Source organism: Tolypothrix sp. PCC 7712 (assembly GCF_025860405.1).
Taxonomy (GTDB): Bacteria; Cyanobacteriota; Cyanobacteriia; order Cyanobacteriales; family Nostocaceae; genus Aulosira; species Aulosira diplosiphon.
In genome coordinates, this window is the sequence record NZ_CP063786.1 from 177,521 (window position 1) to 198,456 (window position 20,936).

18 protein-coding genes are annotated in these 20,936 nt (G+C 39.7%); 14 read left to right on the plus strand and 4 right to left on the minus strand.

What is annotated here, in order from left to right; genetic code table 11:
* Positions 1-26: 26 nt before the first annotated feature.
* The 7 genes from dnaX (at position 27) to HGR01_RS37575 (ending at position 8,127) form a co-directional block, all read left to right on the plus strand.
* On the plus strand, positions 27-1,316 hold the full coding sequence (dnaX, locus tag HGR01_RS37545; protein WP_045873697.1) for a DNA polymerase III subunit gamma/tau: 1,290 nt from the start codon (positions 27-29) through the stop codon (positions 1,314-1,316).
* 185 nt (positions 1,317-1,501) lie between these two features.
* Positions 1,502-2,317, plus strand: a complete 816-nt coding sequence (locus HGR01_RS37550; protein WP_045873698.1) for a class I SAM-dependent methyltransferase — start codon at positions 1,502-1,504, stop codon at positions 2,315-2,317.
* Between the two features lie 413 nt (positions 2,318-2,730).
* Positions 2,731-4,548 carry a 3'-5' exonuclease gene (locus HGR01_RS37555; protein ID WP_045873699.1) on the plus strand — a complete coding sequence of 606 codons (1,818 nt, stop codon included), beginning with the start codon at positions 2,731-2,733 and terminating at the stop codon, positions 4,546-4,548.
* An 88-nt stretch (positions 4,549-4,636) separates the two neighbouring features.
* A complete protein-coding gene (locus tag HGR01_RS37560; RefSeq protein ID WP_062243204.1) occupies positions 4,637-5,419 on the plus strand; it encodes a hypothetical protein in 783 nt (260 codons plus the stop codon).
* 123 nt (positions 5,420-5,542) lie between these two features.
* On the plus strand, positions 5,543-6,502 hold the full coding sequence (gene holA, locus HGR01_RS37565; RefSeq protein ID WP_045873700.1) for a DNA polymerase III subunit delta: 960 nt from the start codon (positions 5,543-5,545) through the stop codon (positions 6,500-6,502).
* The gene (locus HGR01_RS37570; protein ID WP_045873701.1) at positions 6,499-7,374 is read left to right on the plus strand and encodes an AAA family ATPase; all 876 of its coding nucleotides are present in this window, start codon (positions 6,499-6,501) and stop codon (positions 7,372-7,374) included. The genes holA and HGR01_RS37570 overlap by 4 nt, the downstream gene beginning before the upstream one ends.
* A gap of 78 nt (positions 7,375-7,452) precedes the next feature.
* The gene (locus tag HGR01_RS37575; protein WP_045873702.1) at positions 7,453-8,127 is read left to right on the plus strand and encodes a hypothetical protein; all 675 of its coding nucleotides are present in this window, start codon (positions 7,453-7,455) and stop codon (positions 8,125-8,127) included.
* Between the two features lie 286 nt (positions 8,128-8,413).
* Here the strand turns inward: HGR01_RS37575 and HGR01_RS37580 are convergent, their stop codons facing one another.
* Entirely contained in the window at positions 8,414-10,150 is a 1,737-nt protein-coding gene (locus HGR01_RS37580; RefSeq protein ID WP_045873703.1) for an ABC transporter ATP-binding protein, read from the minus strand.
* A 301-nt stretch (positions 10,151-10,451) separates the two neighbouring features.
* Here HGR01_RS37580 and HGR01_RS37585 point away from each other — a divergent pair, with 301 nt between their 5' ends.
* Entirely contained in the window at positions 10,452-10,604 is a 153-nt protein-coding gene (locus HGR01_RS37585) for a hypothetical protein (protein WP_168161037.1), read from the plus strand.
* Between the two features lie 622 nt (positions 10,605-11,226).
* Here the strand turns inward: HGR01_RS37585 and HGR01_RS37590 are convergent.
* Positions 11,227-12,402, minus strand: coding sequence for a hypothetical protein (locus tag HGR01_RS37590; protein WP_045873704.1), 1,176 nt, complete (start codon positions 12,400-12,402; stop codon positions 11,227-11,229).
* A gap of 235 nt (positions 12,403-12,637) precedes the next feature.
* Here HGR01_RS37590 and ssb point away from each other — a divergent pair, with 235 nt between their 5' ends.
* From ssb to HGR01_RS37610, 4 genes are all read left to right on the plus strand, one after another.
* The gene (gene ssb, locus HGR01_RS37595; RefSeq protein ID WP_010993907.1) at positions 12,638-13,021 is read left to right on the plus strand and encodes a single-stranded DNA-binding protein; all 384 of its coding nucleotides are present in this window, start codon (positions 12,638-12,640) and stop codon (positions 13,019-13,021) included.
* A 73-nt stretch (positions 13,022-13,094) separates the two neighbouring features.
* Positions 13,095-13,514, plus strand: a complete 420-nt coding sequence (locus HGR01_RS37600) for a hypothetical protein (protein ID WP_045873705.1) — start codon at positions 13,095-13,097, stop codon at positions 13,512-13,514.
* A 138-nt stretch (positions 13,515-13,652) separates the two neighbouring features.
* Entirely contained in the window at positions 13,653-14,423 is a 771-nt protein-coding gene (locus HGR01_RS37605) for a ParA family protein (RefSeq protein WP_045873706.1), read from the plus strand.
* A complete protein-coding gene (locus HGR01_RS37610) occupies positions 14,420-15,367 on the plus strand; it encodes a ParB/RepB/Spo0J family partition protein (RefSeq protein ID WP_045873707.1) in 948 nt (315 codons plus the stop codon). Before HGR01_RS37605 ends, HGR01_RS37610 begins: the two co-directional genes overlap by 4 nt.
* 157 nt (positions 15,368-15,524) lie before the next feature.
* Here HGR01_RS37610 and rppB read toward each other — a convergent pair whose 3' ends face one another.
* On the minus strand, positions 15,525-16,925 hold the full coding sequence (gene rppB / locus HGR01_RS37615) for a two-component system sensor histidine kinase RppB (protein ID WP_045873708.1): 1,401 nt from the start codon (positions 16,923-16,925) through the stop codon (positions 15,525-15,527).
* Positions 16,912-17,616, minus strand: a complete 705-nt coding sequence (gene rppA, locus HGR01_RS37620; protein ID WP_045873709.1) for a two-component system response regulator RppA — start codon at positions 17,614-17,616, stop codon at positions 16,912-16,914. The genes rppB and rppA overlap by 14 nt, the downstream gene beginning before the upstream one ends.
* 852 nt (positions 17,617-18,468) lie before the next feature.
* On the opposite strand from rppA, the gene HGR01_RS37625 reads away from it, so the two are divergent.
* Positions 18,469-19,563, plus strand: a complete 1,095-nt coding sequence (locus HGR01_RS37625; RefSeq protein ID WP_045873710.1) for a cysteine synthase family protein — start codon at positions 18,469-18,471, stop codon at positions 19,561-19,563.
* Positions 19,564-19,595: 32 nt separating this feature from the next.
* A complete protein-coding gene (locus tag HGR01_RS37630; RefSeq protein WP_045873711.1) occupies positions 19,596-20,924 on the plus strand; it encodes a hypothetical protein in 1,329 nt (442 codons plus the stop codon).
* The last annotated feature ends 12 nt before the right edge of the window (positions 20,925-20,936 follow it).

The window sequence follows — 20,936 nt, forward strand, 5'->3', positions numbered from 1 at the left end:
ATAAAACACTTTTAATCATCAAAACTATGTACCAACCACTACATCTCAAATACCGTCCCCAGACTCTTAGTGAAGTTATTGGGCAAGAACATATTGTTCGCACTCTTATAAATGCGATCGCTCTCCAAAAGATTGCACCTGCTTACCTATTTAGTGGCCCCAAAGGTACGGGCAAAACCAGTACCGCCCGCATCATCGCTAAATCTCTTAACTGTCAGTCAAGCAATGAGCCGACAACTAAACCCTGTGGAGAATGCAATTCATGCAAGGGAATTACAGCATCTTCTTCTGTTGATGTAACCGAACTGGATGCAGCAAGCAATAGTGGAGTAGAACTGATCCGAGAGCTTATATCCACTACCCAGTTTGCACCAGTGGAAGGTAGATTCAAGATATTCATTATTGATGAATGTCATGCCCTAAGTAGCCAATCGTGGCAAGCACTCCTCAAAACTATTGAAAGCCCTCCCCGTCATGTAGTATTTATCTTCTGCACAACCGAGTTACACAAAGTTCCAGAAACCATTGTCTCCCGTTGCCAAAAGTTTGACTTTAAGAGAGTTCCTGTCTCGCTAGTTGCAAGCTACCTAGAACAAATATCTCACCAAGAAAGTATCAACATTGCGCTATCAGCAGTTACCACCGTAGCTAAAGCAAACAAGGGACATCTGCGTGACTCACTCAAACTACTAGATCAGCTAACCTTACTAGGTGAAGAGGAAATTACCTCTAATTGGGTTTGGGAACTATCAGGCACTATTCCCGAATACGATCTACTCACCGCCTGTGAAAATATCATCAAAGGAGAAATTACGGGCAATTTAGGCATCCTTCAAGATTGGATTGAATCTGGTAAACAGCCAACTGCCATTCATACAAGTCTTGTCAGTTTCCTCAAAGACTTACTTGTGTGCAAAACTAATCCTAATGGCAGACATCTTACACAGCTAGAAGAGGACACCTGGGAGGAATTAGTAGGTATCTCGCAGTTGTGGAATATCGACCAGATCCAAAATGCGATCGCAATCTTAATGGCACGCCAAAATCTCATGCGGGATGAAGACGCGCACCTTTGGTTAGAAGCTACACTTATCGAGATAGTTCCAACCACAAAGGTTAATCCTCAATCCCAACCCTGGAAAGATTGGAAAACTGCCCAAGATGCGATTAACTGGGGCAAGGAACAGTTACCCCACTTAACACAAGCGCAGTTACAAGAACACTGGCAAAAGCTGACACCTATTAATGGTAAAAAGGCACCTGCTTGGGTAGAAGCTGTCCAAAAGCTGCAACAAAAACAATTACAGCAAGCTTAACTGTAAACAGGGTTATACATAGTTATAACCCTATCGCCAATAGTACATTCGTGAGAGTTGAAATAAAGTATCTTTTGTCAATCAGTTAAAATACTTACAATAACCTTAATAAAAACAATAATTTTGACAGACCCCTTGCTGATTCTAAAATAAAATTGGACTTCATCGCTGAGACTCCCTAGCTTATGCAAGACTCTAGACAAGAAATAAATGCCAGAGCTTCTATGGATTTGGAACAGCGAAGGACTTGGTATTCCCCCGTTGCTGATGTTTATTACAACGCAAGACCGCACTATCCAAAGGAACTAATTGATCGGTCTATCGCTTTAGCCCAACTTGACTCAGATGCATCGATTCTTGAGGTTGGTTGTGGCCCAGGAAATGCGACAGTGGCTTTTGCTGGATTTGGTTTTTCCATGACGTGTCTTGAGCCAAACCAGGATTTTTGTCATTTGGCACAACACAACTGCGCTCAATATCCAAAAGTTACAATTTGCAATACATCATTTGAGGAGTGGGAACTAGAAGCAAAACAGTTCAATGCCGTTCTATCAGCCAATGCTTTTCACTGGATACCGCCAGAGATTAGATATACCAAGGCAGCAGAGGCAATGTGCGATAACGGTTTTCTTATCCTGCTATGGAATCTGACCCCAGAACCGAAATACGAAGTTTACAAAGCGATTAAGGAAGTATATCAAGCTTATGCGCCCTCACTTGTTCGATATGAAGGTGCAGAGATTCAAGCGGAGATTTTGAGGGGGTTTGGACAAGAGATTTTAGACTCCAATTGTTTCAAAGAGTTGGTTATCGAGCAAACTGCGTGTGAAGTTACCTATAGCATTGATGACTACTTCAAGCTTTTGAGTACCTTGAGAAGACTAGAGCCACAAGCAAAAGAGTTACTATTTGCCGGATTGCGGGAGAAGCTAGAAAAATTTGGAGATAGCGTACAACTCTCGTTCCTTTCTGCTGTTCATGTTGCCCGCAAAGACAGCTAAACTGTTGAGGTCGGATAACGCGGCAGAACAACCCCAACCGTGAGAAGCTAGGAGAATTGCACAAATGCCTGATACCAATTCACAATTCGCAATGACGCTCGCAGGCTCGCTCTAAGCGAAGCTATGCCGCAGGCTTTACGCTGCGCTACGCAATTAAAAAACTTAGATACAGCAAAGCTTTCAGGGCTTACATCTGTATCAAGATTTTCGTGAATTGGTATGAGAGGGTGCGAAAAAAGCAGACAGTGCTGAGTGCTGAGTTAGAAGTTAAGAGTTTGGTTTTGAATTGGAATGTCTTTCTTGCATATTTTGCGGGAGCGAAAAACGCGCCCGTGAGAGCAATATCCTCAAGCATCGTAATACATCCTTGACTCAAAAAAAACCTCATTTACCATTATAAAAATCTCTAATTCATGAGTTATAACCACAGAGATTTTGTGAAAAAATCTAGGGGTATAATCATTGTTGATGAAGACCAACTAAACATTTATTGGAAAGACCCCACTCCAATAAAACCTTGGCAGCCCAAAATACAACTCAAGCCGTATCAGGAACTTTCACAAATATTTGTTGATATCGAAACAGCAGGAATAAACCCATTTGAAAGCCGGATTTATGCTATTGGCTGTATGGATTCAAGGGGATATTCTACTATTTTCATGGATATCTCAGAAGCTAAAATACTGACCAAATTTATCAACCATCTCAGTAAAAGAAATCCAGATGTAATTTTCACATATAACGGGATGGCATTTGATATTCCATTTATTATTACTCGATGCAACTTGCACGGTATAAAACACCCATTTCAAGTTGCATCCAAATCTCGGACTATTCGTACCGCCCAAGTACGGGGCGAGCCACTAAAAATTCAGGAGGTATTCATCCGAAATAGCCAACACGTAGACATTTATATCTGCGTTCTGAGGTGGGATTTCATAGCCAAAAAGCTAACTAACGGCAGATCGCTCAAAAAGGCTGTATTGGACATGGGACTGCGCCAGAACACTAGGCTAGTTCTTCCCTATAAGGAAATCCTCGGTTGTTGGAAAGATGGCCCCAACAGTAAGGGATGGAAACGCCTGAAAGAGTATCTTATTTACGACCTCGAAGACACCCGGCTAATTGCGAATAGACTTGTACCCTCATACTATTATGAAGCACTAATTGTACCGGAAATGAATCTCCAGCAGCTAACACTTGCTGGTAATGGTACTAAATGGGAGCGAATATTTGAGCATCATTATCCAGGTTATAAACCAAAACCCGATCGCAAGTACAAATTCCAAGGAGGGATGGCTTACTCTATTCCTGGACTGTATAGAAGGGTTGGATATGCAGATATTAGCTCAATGCACCCTTGGGCAATGCTAGACAAAGGTATTTGCTCAATTAAAGATACAGAACGTATTGGACTAAGTATTCTGCAATATTTGGTGAATGAAAAATTTAGGTTGGAACAACTTGCATCTGCTGGAGATATTGCTGCTAAGGAAAAAAGAGAATCCATCAAGGTTTTAGCTAACTCCGAGTTTGGATTCTTCGGCACCTCTGAACTCGCCTTCAATGATATGGAGGCTGCTGCATTAGTTACAGCCTACAGTCGAAAAGTACTCAAGCTAATGATTGAAATTATCACTCGGCACGGCGGTACTCCTGTGGAAGTTGACACCGATGGAGTGTTTTTCACCCATCCCAACCCAGAAGAGGTACGTAGTTTACTTCAATCTCAATTGCCTAAAGGGATAACTGTCAAGCTAGAGTTTATCGCTGACGCTATGTTTATCCCCGAACGGGGAACCAAAAACTACCTTTTATGGCTTCCAGACGGGAAAATCATCACTAAAGGCAACTGGCGCAACCGCGATCGCTCTCAACTGGAGAAAGAGTTTTCTATTGAGTATTTAACCCTGCTAATTCAAAATGTATCAGCAGCAGAAGATTATTATGTACACATCAAATCCCAGATTTTATCAAGGGAATATCCAAAAGAAAAACTTGCAATCACACGCAAAATTAAAGAGGGCGAAAAAGAAATCCTCAAACTAGGGAAACCTAGAGATGTAGTCACTTACTATTACGGAATTAGTGGCATAACTAATATCAGCAGTAATGAGAATTACTCACGTCAATACTATCTTCACTTGATTGAAAAAAGGCGAGAAGAAATTATCAAAATAGCTGCTCCTGCAATACTAGAAAGTAACAAACGTCAGTTATCTCTTTTTTAAATGAACAAAGTTGAGATTTTAGGTAAATCTCAAAGGTAATAAATATGAAGGTTTTTCAAATTCATACATTCTGATTTGTCTGTAACTAATGAAAAATAAATCCTCTTCTCGCAAGCCCAGGCTTAATGAAAAGCAAAGGGCTTGGGTCAACTCATTCCTTTCGTCTCATCCTAATGCCAGAGTTAGAACTATCTACGAATTAGATGGCGATCGCGTAGTTCAAATTGAGTGGTGGGAAAACACAAATCCAGTAATATTAGACCCAAAAACTTACATCCAAGGAATTATCAGCTACAACATGTGGGTCAAATTAAGAAAGTCTGGCGACCCCAGGAAAACATCTGAGTTTTCTTATCGCATTACCCCACCAGAAAAACGAAGTGCATTATGGCACTTAACAGGTCAACTCTCTCTAGAACTCCCTCAATGTTACGAAGTTGCAGAACCAAACAACCCAGTTATTATTAAACCAAAAAGGAGAAATACCAAAACCAAAAAAGTTAAAAAATTTCTTCAATATACTCTTTCTTTATCAGAAATTAGTGTTCAACTTTATACTACAAATATAAAAGATGATGGTGTTACTCTATATGGACAAGAAATATTACTAGAAAACACAACGCAGCTAAATTTAGATACTGGTAAAGACACTAAACTTCCCGAAGCTATAGTCAAAATTCTCTCAGAGAAACAAGCCAGCTTAAAGGAATGGGAAACAGCTATTACACTATACGAGGTAGCTGGTTCTAGTGGAGTAATAGAGTATCTTCAACAGTTAGATTCTTGGCGCAAATACTTGGGTAATCAACCAGTAGATAACCATATTGATAAAGACTCAATTCAAAATTTTGTACAACCAGTACAAACTTAAGTAAGTGTTTACTGGTCACACATAATAAATACCAAGCAAGTAGAAAGAGTTAATACTAACTCTTCTTTTTTTAACCACTGCTTATGACTAACGCATGATGATTAGATGTTTATCTAATCTGTGATGCCAGTATACCTATACTACGGCGAAGATACCTATTCGCTCAACCAAAAAATAGACCATTTGGTGAATCAAAATGTTTATGCTGAATGGAAAGATTTCAACTACATCAAGCTATCTGGAAATGAGAAAAATATCGCTGCCAAGGTTTTTACTGAGATTATGACTTTGCCCTTTGGAGATGGTAACAAAATTGTTCATACAGATAGCGATCATTTAATTGGAAGTTTATCAAATGAGGATAATAACCAAGAACTTGAAAATCAACTTTCTCGAATACCTGCAAGTAACATTCTTTTAGTTACTGGTAATAAAAAGCCAGATTCACGCAGGACAGTAGTAAAAACTATTCTAAAATATGCTCAACAAGAAGAGTTTCCTCTCGTTCCTTGCTGGGATAAAAAGGGGATAGTTAATTTGATAGGGAAGTATGCAGCTATCCATCAAGTTAAACTTACACCGGATGTGACTGATTATCTAGTCGAAGCAATTGGTAATAACACTGCACGAGCCGATAGCGAATTTGCTAAACTTGCTGTCTATGCAAGTGAAAAAATTATTTCCCTTGAGGAGATAAAACAATTAGTTAGTAATTACAATACTGACTACCAAAAGCTTACTATGGCTATGTTAAGTAATCATTCAAACTTGGCAAGAGCGCAGGTGGATAAACTACTAGATAGTAATGAACATCCACTCAAAATAGTAGCAACTCTTACGTCAGTTTTTCGCACTTGGCTAATAACTAAAGCTGGTGTAGAAGCCAAATTATCTGACATGAAGATTGCAGAAATAGCCGAACTGAAAAACCCTAAAAGATTGTATTACCTCAAAGATGAAGTCAAGTCTGTAGGCATTCAAAAACTGAAAAACAGCCTTAACTTACTTTTACAACTCGAAACGGAACTCAAAAGCAGCACTAACAATTTAACTAGCCGAATTATTGAAATTTGCACGATATGAAAAACGACTTATTTACAGAAATCATCGGACAGCATACCGCCAAACTTCTACTAACTGAAGCAATCGAACGTAATCAAATTGCTCCCGCATATCTATTTAGCAGCGAAGTTGAGGGAGTGGGCAAAGGAAAAATCGCTTTGGCCTTTGCAAATGCAATACTCTCAAAAGGAAGTCGCTCCGCGAGCGCAGGAGAATCTAAACATCTAGACATCTTACAAATCAAACCAACCTATACCGAAAACACCTCCTCGCAGAAAGGTGTCCCTGCTATCCGAGTAGAACAGGTGCGCGAGGTAATTGAATTTCTCTCAACTAGTGCAGTCGAGGGCAAGCAAAAGGTAGTAATAATCTATGAAGCAGATATGCTCAACCCTACTGCCGCTAACAAACTTCTCAAGACGCTGGAAGAACCCAAAACTGGAACGTTTATTCTGATATCATCCTATCCTCAAAAGCTATTACCCACTATCAAGAGTAGGTGTCAAATCATACCTTTCCAAAGGTTAACTGATGAGGAGGTTATTTCTGTTCTTAAAGATCAACAAATTGAGGTAACAGAAAAAATACTAGCTGTCAGTTCCGGCAGCCCTGGTCAAGCGATCGCCAATATTAAAATGTTAGCTTCCATCTCACAAGAAATCACAAGTCAACTGGAAGTACCTCCTGACAATATCCTCAACGCACTCACTTTGAGTAACTCCATCTCAAGCTGGAATCACCAAACGCAGTTATGGTTGCTTACCTACTTGCAATACAACTGGCGGCAAAAATTAAAAAGCACTAAGCTACTAGCTAAATTCTCCCAAGCAAGAAAGCAATTACTGCATCACGTTACTCCTAAAAGCGTTTGGGATAACCTACTTCTGCCATAGCAAAACATACTCATTATCAAAAAGCACTGCCAGTTAGAAGTATTTCTAGCTGGCAGTATTTGTTTACACATAAAAGATATGAACCAGCAGCACAGTTTATTCGATGTCGAAGAAACCATCCGTAACAGTAAAAGCCAAAAAACCAGTGAAATATTAAACCCTAGCACTAGAAAGATACTTCAGCTACTAACCAGCCAAGGGATTAACAAAGCTGTTACAGCCAGCCTACTCGATCTAGCAGGAGCAAGCCGTGAAATTGTTCAATACATCGCTGGGCCAATTGTCACTCAGCAGAACGGCTGGCAACAGTCAATTCCCACTTGGGTTTGGCGCGCGATCGCAGTTGATAGATTAGACACAGCTTTACAAGAGATAGACAAGGGAGAAGTAGGTAAACTTGCCTCTAGTAGCGAAGTTGTTGCACTGATGATGCCAATTGCTTTTGAAGTGCCGCTATCATCCCAATGGACAGATGTTTATCTCTGGGCAAGTTATGATGCCCTTGTCAGACACAGACCTTTCAAGAATTTTAACTACGAAAACCTCTGGGAGAAGATTGGTATCACTCCGGTTTCGTATGACAAAATCCGCTCTGATTATGAAACCCTAGCTGCTGATATTCGTTCTCGTGTAGTCAAACACGCGGCGAAAGAGGGATGGGGTAAAAAGTCTTCAAATAACAACAAACACCCTGTTACAGCAACTTCAACTGAAAGTAATACTAAAATGGAGCAATTGTCACTGTTCTCATAACTAACCCTCTTTAATCACTTTGGTCAGAAAATAATCTAGGATGCCTACAGCATAAGGCTTTTATTAAAAAAGCTTGATGTAGGCCATTCTATTAGAAAATAAATGCTCAAATACTTGTTATATATACAGTTGAAGATTCGACATTGATTTTTCTTTTGTCAGGGTGACAGAATAGGGCTAATTGTTAGTACTTTTTTAACACTCTTCCCTTTTCATTAATTTTGCGTAACTACTGATAATTAGGAACTAACAAAGGAATATTTTTATTCCTTTGTCAAATCAAGTCTTATATTTTTAGTTGCATATTATATAAATTTGCATAAGTACCATTCACTGCAATTAACTCTTCATGCGTTCCTTGTTCATCAATTCCATTATCCGTTAACACAACAATTCTTTGTGCGTTTCTAACAGTTGACAGACGATGGGCTATAACTAGTGTTGTCCGGTTATCGGTTAACTTCTCCAATGAATCTTGAATAGCTTTTTCACTTTCATTATCTAGATTGCTCGTCGCTTCATCAAAAATGAGAATCGGTGGATTTTTTAAGAAAACCCGTGCAACACTCAACCTTTGCTTTTGACCACCTGATAATTTTACGCCACGCTGACCAATATCAGTATTGTAACCATCTGGTAACGTCATGATAAAATCGTGGGCATTCGCTTTTTTGGCTGCTTCAATGATTTGTTCCTGGCTTGCCTCAAGTTTACCGTAGCGAATATTTTCTAAAACTGTCCCAGCAAACAAGTATACATCTTGCTGTACAATACCTATATTTCTTCGTAATGAGCGTAAGCTGATATCTTTAACATTTTTACCATCAAGTAATATTTCTCCATTGTTTACTTCATAAAAGCGGGGAATTAAGGAACATAGGGTTGTTTTACCAACACCTGAAGCTCCAACTAAGGCAACATATTCGCCAGCTTTTAAACTGAAAGAAATGTTTTTTAGTACATGATCGTAATCTTCTTTGTACCGGAAGCTCACATCTTTAAATTCCACATTTCCATGAACATGAGTAAGTTCAATCGCATCTGCTGAGTCTTGTATATCTGGTTCTACCTGCATAATGTGCATAAATCGATCAAAGCCAGTGATACCTTCCTGATACAGTCTGGCAAAGTTAACAAATTTCTGAATTGGCTCAATGAGGATACCAATGTACAATAAATAGGTTACTAAATCGGCTAAACTCAAAGAAGTATTTACAATAGCAACACCGCCAAAGACAATCACTATGATAGTCATGATTTGCGTAAAGACATTCATCCCCTGATAAAAGTAGGCTTCACTCTTATAACCGTCTCGTCTGCTCTCAACAAAACGGGTATTTGCATAGGCAAACTTCTTCTTTTCTCTTGTATCGTTGGTAAACGACTGTACTACTCTGATGCCTGTTAGCGTATCTTCAACTTGTGCGTTAATATCGCCTATTCTCTCTTTGCTTGCTCTAAGCGCAGCATTCATTTTTTGATTGAAATATACGGCATAAACGGTCATGAAGGGAAAGAAGAAAAAGACGATTAAAGTCAGCTTAACGTTGATAGTAATCAAAATAATAAAAGTACCGACAAATTTCACTAAAGAGATGGCAATATCTTCAGGCCCATGATGGAACAGCTCACTAATTGATATTAAATCATTGGTGATACGGCTCATCAACTGACCTGTTTTTTGTTGATCGTAAAAACGAAACGACAGCTTTAGATAATGCTCGAATAAGTCACGACGCATATCACTTTCCATCAGGGTTCCCATCATGTGTCCTTGATAGTCAACAAATGTGTTGCAATAAGCATGAATGCAAATCAAAGTGAGCATGACCGCGCCGACTATATATATTTGGCTTAGTGCGTTGGGTACATTTCCTTCCAAGACATTTTGAGTAATGTATCTTGCACATAAGGGAAGTAACAGTGTAATTACTGAAACAATAAATGCACATACGAGGTCTGCAACCAGCAATCCTAGATATGGCTTGTAATAGGACAAGAATTTCTTGCTTCGAGAACCCATAAAGTTTCTCCTCAAACAGCTAAGGCTGCATTGCAATGGTGGACAAATAATGAAATCAGGCCAATGTGATACTCAAAGGTCATAAAAAAATGAGCGGCGTGGGGTATCCCTTCTCTAGCCGCTCAAAACAAAGCGACCACAGGCAAAATATCCCCGTAGCCACGATCATGATCTCTTATAAATCAAACGGCCACGAGTGTGGTGTACACCCGTGGCCGTAAATGTTCCCTTCGTAGTGCGTGAACGAGTAGCGGTGGAATAAACGCGCCGACGCACCTTTATGGCACGCCATGAGAGCGTAATGCTGCAACACCTATTCCGTGATTACTGGAGGCGATACACCAATATGTCAGTAGGCAGCAAACTTGTTCTCCACAAGCCATTGTTACATCTATGGCGACGTGAAGGCGACAACAGAGCTATGAAACCGACACAATTGACAGATGCTCGCTAAACACCTCAAATAGATCAGGGGTCGTTCACACGACTGAAGGCACTCTTTTGGTTAAAAGGCGCACTCCACAAGCGAGCTGGTGATGCCACATGAAGCAGCATTGGTCAGCTCATGAATTTTGTGGGCGAAAGCTGTCATTTTTGCGCCTCCTCAAAAATTTCAATATGTAGTATAGAGTAGCACGCAGGTTGCCAGAGATCAAGTTGGTTGTTAGATGAATTCCAACTATTTAAGCCCATAACTAACAACTTAGGTTAAATAAGCATTTTTTAATAAGTAAAAATTTATACTTTTAACTCATCGTTCGCGTAATCGATTCTGAAAATAAAGAATTCATCAAAATGGTTAAAAGGCTTACAAAAAAAGGATTAATCGCATCAAACTTTTATCCATATACCCTTTAGAGGCGTGGTTAGTTCACAGTGCGATGACGGTGCGATCGCACCGATACATTCAGATTCCTACTGAAATCTTTGAGGGAAATCGGGTAAGTGTAAGCTTTCTATTCTGATTACCAAAACCAAAGCTATATATAGTAGGAATTTCATGGTTTTTTGGGAATTAATTATTTCCGATTTGGATTACGCGAATGGTGAGTTTTAAACTAACAATAAAATATTAATTATTGTTTCCCACTCAACTGACCTGTTTGATAAAACTCAAGCAGGTTAGGGAAAGCTTTTTGTAGCAACCAGTTACGCCCAATTTCTGATTCGGGAATATTTGAAGCAGCCATGTAATAACCACTTCTGTAAGCAGCTACACCTAAACAAGCTTGTAGGCTGGATATAGCCCGTGAAGAAACTGGAATAGCCATCAAATCTTGTATATGACTAGGATGATAATTTTGTCCTACCAGTAAAAAATGAACTAAAGTATGAACCAACCGGGATAAGACAACTGTTCGGTCTTGCCAACGTTCTAAACGGGTCTTGATACGGAAGTAATCAGGTAAATCAGCTGCTTGAGATTCATCAAGGAACAAATCGCTTTGGCTTTCGATAAAATTAGAATCCAGACCTATAAACTGTTTAAGAAAAACAAGCGTTTTGCCCCAACGTTCGTGTTCCTTAGTTTCAGGAGAGAACGCACCTTCTGAATACTGTAAGCCATACTTTTCTTGAAGCTGTGCAACTGCCTCTTGATTGATATCATCTTGCCAGTCAGATTCAACAAAAAACTCTTTTAAAATATCTTTCAAATAAATGGATGAAAATTCACTAATATCCGGTGCTTCATCGTCAAAATCATGTTCATAAGTATCAATAAGGAATTTCTCTAATTTGATTTCTAGCTCTTGCTTTCTATTAACTGGCAGTAATGATTTAGCGTCTTCTAATGATAAAGGAAAATCTAAATAAGGATGACCTTTGGCTAAGTAAGAATTACTCAAATCTGCCAAACTTTCAAGCGCAATAGTCCGGGCAAAAAACTCATCTTGTGAATGTACGCATATCCCGTCTAATTCTTTATCCACCAACATCATAGTAATTGCCAGTAGAGCAAACCATGAGGCATCGTGCAAACAAGTCGGTAAATCAGCAATTAAATCTACTAACTTTAGTTCTAGAATTTCTTCCCAAACGCCTATCCTAGCGGTATTATAAACATCACAAAAATGCTCAACCTCTTCTCCAACAGATGTTTCTCCTAACCAAATAAGATTTTCTACTTGCAAAGGAGAGGAGTAGTCAGGAGTTAGCTGGTTTTGGCTGTCTTCATCGAACTGTATCCACATCAAAGCCAAGAGCATCAGCTTACAAATACTTACTCGCTTTAGGAGAAGATATTCAAGCATAAGTCATTACTTATAATTTTTAGATACATACCACGACATTTGCGATCCCACCATAGCACAGGATAATTGGCCGTTCCTTAGTAAAAACCACAATGCTATGAGAAACAGGAATCAAAAATAACTCATAAGTATGAAGCAAAAAGTGTGCTTTAAATAAAACAATTCGTCAAAATAATAAATCCTAAAAGAACTAATGCTAACGCAGCAATAAAAGAAATATATAAATTCTCGCGTTATGAACTATATCAACAAAGTCATGCTCGTTGGCAGATGTGGACAAGAACCTGACCTGAAATTTTTCGAGTCGGGCGCAGTTAAGGCTTCAATCTCTATTGCAGTAAGACCACCCTACAGAAGTGAACAAGCCCTTTGGTTTGATTTAGTCGCATGGGGAAATCAAGCAGAAGTGATTGGAAATTACGTTCGTAAAGGAACTCAGATTGCAATTACTGGTGAGTTTGGATTCGACCGTTGGGCAGATAAAAATTCTGGCACTATGCGACAAAAGCCTGTAATCACAATCAACACCATCGAATTACTAGGTTCACCCCGTAAGGAAGAATCTACATCTACTTCTGCACCAAACGAAACACAGGCTGTAGCTAACGCAAATTTCTAGAAAATTACAAATCGCCTATGCAGTATAAATCATAGGCGATTAACCATCTAATCAATCTACAAATCAAACAACCATGATTCATAATACTGCAACTATTAATCTTAAATCAGTGAACACAACCCACGACAAAGAAGGTTCCTTGATTGCTTTTGGGATTGCTGAATTCTACTATCGTTCCAAGGAAGGTGTCGTTACTGACGAGATACCATTCCGTTCCAAGGGCGCACCTGCTGTCATCATCAACGAACAGGGGGAAGGCGTACATGGTACAGCAGAAGGATATCTTGATTTAGTAATAGATAACAGGGGTGAGTACAAAGAAAAGATTGCCACATTCGTAATTAGAAACTTTATCTCAGCACAACCTATTAACGAACTTACCCAAGTTAGCAAAAACTCTCACTCGCCTGAAACTCCCGATTTTGCCAAGGAACTACTCGAAGATAACGTTACTTCCACAAATGAAGACCTAGACGAAGAACCTCCATTTTAGAACCAACTAACTGAATAATGCTAGTCCAGACAGGTTTACTGGTTTGAACTAGCGTTATTTTTTTTCAAAAATCCAAAATAAAAATCCACTGTTTGGTAGAATCGCTGACATGGGTTCACAAAATCGCTTCATTAATATATGTCATCAACCAAAATAATTGCCACTTTCAATCAGTCAGGTGGTGCAGCTAAGACGACTATTACACACAATCTTGGATACCACCTTGCTAAAAAACACCGTGTACTACTTGTGGATATGGACCCACAAGCATCACTAACAGCTTTTATGGGATTAGGGGAAGTCAAGCTGCAAACTGAACAAACTATCTATGGTGCGATCGCTGAAGAAACTCCCCTGTACATATGGGAAAAAACTATTCACGGGATGCACCTGGTACCAACAAATATCCAATTGGCAGGTACGGAGCAAAAAATTTTTCATGACTTGACCATCGACAACCGCCAACGGCTCAAGTTTGTGCTATCAAATGTACTTGACCAGTATGATTATATTTTGATTGATTGCCCGCCTTCTCTAGGAATTCTAAGCATTATGAGCTTAGTAGCTGCTTCACACGTTATTATTCCTGTTGAAACACAATATAAGTGCTATCTTGGCACCAACCAACTGCTAGAAACAATTGCCCGGCTCAAAAAAGGAGGACACCAGAAGTTACAAATTGCCTGTATAATTCCAACCAAATACGATAATCGTAATCTTCAAGATACAGGAATACTAGAAGAAATTAAACAACAGGTTGAAGGACGCATCCACGTCACTGCTCCAATTCCTAAATCAACAGCTTTTCCTGACGCAACCCAGGCGCATCTGCCACTTGCACTCCACAAGAAAAACCACCCCGCAGTTAGCACACTCGAAGAAATCACAAAATACATCATTCAACTATGAGCCAAAAACGCGAACTAGAAAAACTCACCGGACTCGATAATTTATTTGGAGACGAAGTAGAACAATCCTTATCTAATTCCACTTTACCTTTATCCCAAATCATTCTTCCACCGAGTCAACCACGTCGCTATTTTGACCCTGAAAAACTTAAATCCCTAGCCGATAGCATAAAGGAAGTGGGGTTACTAGAACCTATAGTCGTCAGGCAGATTGAGGAAGACAAGTATGAACTTATTGCCGGCGAACGCCGTCTTAAAGCTTGCGAAATTGCAGAAAGTGAGAGAATTTCTGTAGTCATTATCGAGTGCGATGATAAACAAGCTCGCAAGCTTCGATTAGTTGAAAACCTCCAGCGTGAAGAACTCAATACCTGGGAGGAAACAATCGGCATTTTGGAATTACTTACCCACGAGATAGAAATAGACCAAGAAGGGGTAGTTTCTCTTCTGTATCAGATGAATAACGAAAGTAAGGGAAACTCTAACCATAACGTTATGGTTAGTCAAGAAGCACTTGCGATACAAAGAATATTTCTACAGATAGGTAAGATATCCTGGGAGTCATTTGTATCAAACCGCCTTCCTCTACTTAAACTACCTTCAGATATCCAAGCAGTATTAGAGCAAGGTCAGATAGAATACACAAAGTCAAAAGAAATTGCTCGGATTAAGGACAATGAAAAACGGCAAAATATTTTAAAAAAAGCTATTGAAGAAAATCTCTCATTATCTGTAATCAAAGAGTTAGTGGGAGATATTCTTCAAACTCAATCAGAAAGTAAACCGCAGTCTCCCCAACAACAAAATAAAGAAAGAGCAAGCAAAATATACAAATCACTGCTTAAGAGCAAAATCTGGGATGACGAGAAAAAAGTAAAAAAAGTTAATCGTCTTTTTGACCAAATTGAAGCACTTTTAGAAGAAAAGAAGGAGGATGCTTCTTGACTCGGTTTGATCCAAGAATTCAGTTCAGGTGCTCTCAAAAAAATTCCAGCAAATAGAACCTGATCAACCAAAGCCAGTTCACTCTATAAAGGCTTGTAAACAGTTTGGATGGTAATTGTCTTTAAAAGTTTTTCCAACAGTACCAATTTTACTGTTATTAATGTGAGCGACGATATAGCATTTTAAATGGGTAAATAGAGCGAACGCTATCAAGTGGGCGAACATCGAAAGGTAACTTAATAGTAAAAGTGCTACCTTTACCAAATTCACTTTGCACATCTATGCTGCCGTGATGTGCCAAAACAATTGCTTGCGCGATCGCTAATCCCAATCCAGAACCGCCAGTGCTACGAGAGCGATCGCTATTGACTCGATAGAAGCGGTCAAAAATTTTAGTCAAATCATGCTGCGGAATACCAATACCCGTATCTTGAACCTGAATCACAGCATAATGGTCACTGCGATCTAGGCAAACGGTTATCTTTCCTCCTTTGGGTGTGTATTGAATTGCATTGATAATGAAGTTAGAAAACAAGCGATAAAGTTGATCGATATTACCAATGACTTCCAAAGGAGTAGACACCCGTACAGAAGATGTTAATGTTACATCAGATGCGATCGCCAAGGCTGCAAATTCCTCTATTAAATCGTTAACAATATCATCCAAGCAGCAAATGTCTCGTTGCATTGGCATTGGTTGACGATCCAGACGAGTCAGCAGCAACAAATCTGTAACCAGAGTTGTGAGTCGCTGATTCTGACGCTGTAGAGTTTGCAGAATGTCCCGTGCTTCTATTTCATCTATTTGGGGCATCAAAAGGGCTGATTCTACTGTCGCTTGGGTTGCTGCTAGAGGTGTCCGTAACTCGTGTGCGGCATCTGCTGTAAATTGTTGAATTTGTCTATATGAGCGATAAATTGGTTGCATTGCTAGTCCTGCTAACCACCAACTAGCAACGCCAACCAGAGCCATTACCATTGGTAATCCCAATGCTAAAATGAGCTTCACAGCAACAAGATAACTGTTGAAGTCTGCCAGACTTCGCCCTACTTGAATGTAACCCCAATCACGATTGTCTTGGGTGTGTAGAACAAAAGAAATTTGGTGGTAGAAATGTCCTTTGCTGTCTTTCAGAGTTTGCCAAAGTTCCTTGTTAAAGGCTACGGGTAATCCTTCTGGATAAGTTCCGGCGATCGCAATCAAGCGTCCGGAATTATCGAAAAAACGCACATAATAATTACCTTGATTGATTGCGCTTAAAATATGGCGTTTGGAACTTAACTGCTCTTGAATGCAGCTTTTATCAACTACACAAATATTGGGTAAAAGCTGTTGTATAACTGGTTCTAATTCACCAGGTTGCTGTAATTTTAATTCAATACTGTCGTGTAGTGTTCCGGCAACAGACTCCAGTTCTCGATCTAATGTCATCCAATGGGCATGGGAAATCGCTCTGTAGATACCAAATCCGCACAGGCTTAAAATCAAAGCCATAACGAGCGCATACCACAAGGCTAAACGCAGGCGGGTCTGCTTAAACAGTTTATTTTGATTCATCGGTGAGATTGAGACGATATCCTGTACCATGCAAAGTTTCAATCATATTCCCGCACCCACTATTGGTCAGTTTGCGACGCAGCAAACGCATTTGAGCAGCTACTACATTACTTATGGGTTCTGCACTCACTTCCCAAAGCTGATTACGAATTTGTTCAGTAGTCACAATTTGGTTTGGGTGTTTCATAAAATACTCTAGTAACTGGAATTCTTTATTAGTTAAGGAAATCTCCTGTTTCTTGCCTGTATTATTTTGACTAACAACCATATTGTTACCGTAATCAAGAGTCAAGTTGCCAACAGTTAATTCTTGAGGCTGAAATTGGGGCGATCGCCTTTGTAATGCCCGCAATCTAGCCAGTAATTCCGCCATGCCGAATGGCTTTACCAAGTAGTCATCTGCACCCGCATCCAGCCCAGTCACTTTATCTTCCATTCTGTCTTTAGCTGTCAGCATTAAAACAGGTAGAGGACTTTGACGAGAACGTAGCTTTTTACACAACTCTAAACCTGATATTCCTGGCAGCATCCAATCGAAAATAGCTAGTGTGTATTGTGCCCACTGATTTTCTAGATATGCCCAGGCATCATTACCATCGAGTACCCAATCAACTAAGTACTTCTGCTGGGTAAGAGTTCGCTTAATAGCAGCACCCAAATCTGGTTCATCTTCGACTAGTAACACTCTCATAGAGTTCACCTGTCAACAGTAAGTTGATATCTTTTTAAAAACTTTTTCATCTGTACATTTTATATAATATTTAAGTATAAAATTTTACAAAATTTCCTGAAATAGCAAAATGTTAACAGTGAAAAAAGACTCAGTAGATCGACTTGCCAAAATAGGTGCGATCTTAGTTTGAGGAGTTACAAAAACTAAGTATTTGCAAGAGTCTATTGAGTCACTATTTATTTTGACAGGTAAATATGAAACCAAGATGAAATTTCAACTACTTGTAGAAAATTTATAAATTATTGGTATTAATTAGCTGTCACATCAATAAAGTTCGTTAGCATTATTTTTATCATACTGGAGTTTGACGCTATACAAACAAACTCTCCATTAACTTAAGCTTCGTCGTCATGCAAGCAATAGTGTATACAAAGCAAATCATGGAAGTCAATTTCATGACAATGAGAAAATCATAACTACTGATTTTTTGGAACTTTTTAAGACAATATCCGAAATTTCATCTTAATTTCATATTTATCTTTCAGGATAGAAATATCGAGTCTATTCATGAATGAATACAGGCATTTCTGAGAATTGGCTTGAAAAAATAAACCTGTTAGATATTGATTATTAACTAGGAGTGATGCCTCGTAAAGCTGACACACCAATTGCCATAGCACAAAAGCAAACCTACCAATAATTGGGGCGGCTGATGTAATCAGATATTCTAAGACATTTGTACATGACATCAAGTTTATTACAAATATCACTAAATTTAGGCTGTAAATACGACATAAGAGAGCTTTAGCAAGTAAGCAAGTTTATAAAGTTGCAGCCACAGTAATTTCCTCATTTGTTTCAATATTCAATATGAATTCTTTTCCCAAAACTTTATCGTCCGAGAACTTTTCTAGTTCGCAATACAACAATCGTAATAGATACAATCTTTTTGTATCTGCCAATGTTACCCAGGCACTAGGAAATGTCCCGATCGTACAGCTTGGAAACATATCCCGTGTATGTATTGAATCAGAGTGTTTATTAAAGCTTGAGAGCTGCAATCCTGGAGGATCAATTAAGGAGAAAAATGCAGTTTACCTCGTCAAGCGTGCGGAGGAAGAAGGACTACTTGTACCTGGTGGTACGATTATCGAGTCAAGCTCAGGAAATTTCGGCGTTGGTTTAGCAATGGTAGGAGCAGTCCGAGGGTATCGAGTGATTATTGTTGTCGATGCCAAAACTGCGCCACCGTTTAGACGAATGCTGAAAGCATACGGTGCAGAACTTGTGGATGTACCGCTACATGAAGCAGACGAATCAGGCTCTATGCAAAAGGCGAGAATGAAACGAGCGCATGAGCTTACGGCAACTATCCCTAATGCTTGGTATCCATGTCAGCACTTGAATCCTTGGAATACTGAGGCACATTCATACTACACTGCGCGGGAAATTGAAGCCCACTTTGCTGGTGAACTTGATGGTGTCGTGGTTGGTGTTAGCACGGCGGGACAAATAATGGGAATAGCTCGTTATCTCCTACCGCGATTTCCCAAAATACGTATTGTTGGCGTTGATGTGGTGGGTTCAGTGATTATGGGAACGCCAGCCAAACCATACAAGATGACGGGTATTGGGTTATCTTTTTTTCCACCAAATCTGGATCTTTCAATGCTCGATCGCGCTTACGTAGTACCAGAAGATTTGGCTTACTCGGTGTGTCATGCACTTGCAAGTCGTGAAGGATTGCTTCTTGGTGCATCAACAGGGGCAATTGTCGCTGGTGGACTGCATTTGGCACACTCTCTTGGTGCTGGTGCGCGGATTCTGATGATTAATCCAGACCGAGGTGATAGATACCTTGAGACAGTCTACGATTCTGATTGGCTTGATCATCATGGATTTACTTTGAAACAGGGGGAACATCTTGATGATGCGATCGCCTCACTGACTCCTCTGTATTTTTAGTGGCTCATCATAGATTAATGTTGAAAAAAATCATGAACATTTCACCTCAGCAGGGACAGGAAGGTAATAACACAACTTCAGGGCGATCGCTACTAGCACTACTGAAGCAGTTTATTCCACTTTCCCTATCTGATGTGGCAATGACTCTCGGAGATCCGCTTCAAACATCTGCACTTAGCCGCCTATCCTTTCCGCAAGAGACATTAGCCGGAGTCGGGGTAGTCAAAGGAGTTGCCGTATTTCTGGAAAGCCCCATTATCATGATTCTTCATGCCTCAACTGCATTGGGAGGCCAAGCCAAATCTCGACGCGCACTTTGGCAGTTTACGATAATTACAGGACTAGCTCTGAGTGGTATCTTTCTGTTACTCACCTGGAAACCTTTATATAACTGGTTACTGCTTGATTTATTCGGCGTTAGCTCATCAATTGCTGCACGAGGGAGAACTGCTTTTCTGTTAATGTTCCTGTGGCCTTTTGTAATTGCTTGGCGGCGATTCTTTCAAGGGTTGCTAATTCGCGCCCAAAAAAGCATAGCTGTAGGTTGGGCAAGTGTAGCGCGATTGATTTGGGTAATTGTGACGCTAGCAGTGGGAGTAAGTTTGAGGTTAGATGGCGCATTTTTAGCAGGTATCACCATGATGGGAGCAATACTCATTGAGGGGGTGCTGGTTACATGGTTTTGTCTACGTCTTGGTGCTATTTCTATTCTTAATCAACAAGGATATTCTGAAACTAAGAAACTGCCTCAAACCTTTGGTGAAGTTACCTTTTACTATTTTCCTTTAGCCTCAACCATGCTTTTGGTTTGGGGTGCAAGAGCAATACTCTTGAGTTTGATTGCACGCGCATTCGATGGTAGCATTGCACTTGCTGTTTGGCCTGCGGCCTGGGGGCTACTTCTTTCGATCGCTAACGGTACACGTATGATTCAACAAGTGGTAATTTCTACTTATGAAGAAACTTCCAGGCGAACACTTGTTGCTTTTGTAATTATTGTCGGGTTAAGTTTTACTTTGATACCTTTTTTTCTGGGATTTACAGATCAAGGATTATTTTTACTGCGTCAGTTTTTGGGTAATAATCCCTCTCTTGTAAACGCATCTCGTCCAATTATACAAATACTCTCATGTTTACCCCTGCTCTTGGCTCTACAAAATACTTTTCAAGGGCTACTGATTCACAAAGGCAAGAACTGGTTCATTAACTTGGCAACACTGGTTGCTGCAATCTTGACTTTAGTAGTATGCGGAACCCTAATTTTTACCAGACATAGCGGAGCTAATTCAGCAGCTTATGGAATGCTTGCAGGTGTGATTAGTGAAATAATAGTGCTTTTTTTCGCGCTGCAAAGTAAATAATTGGATTAATTT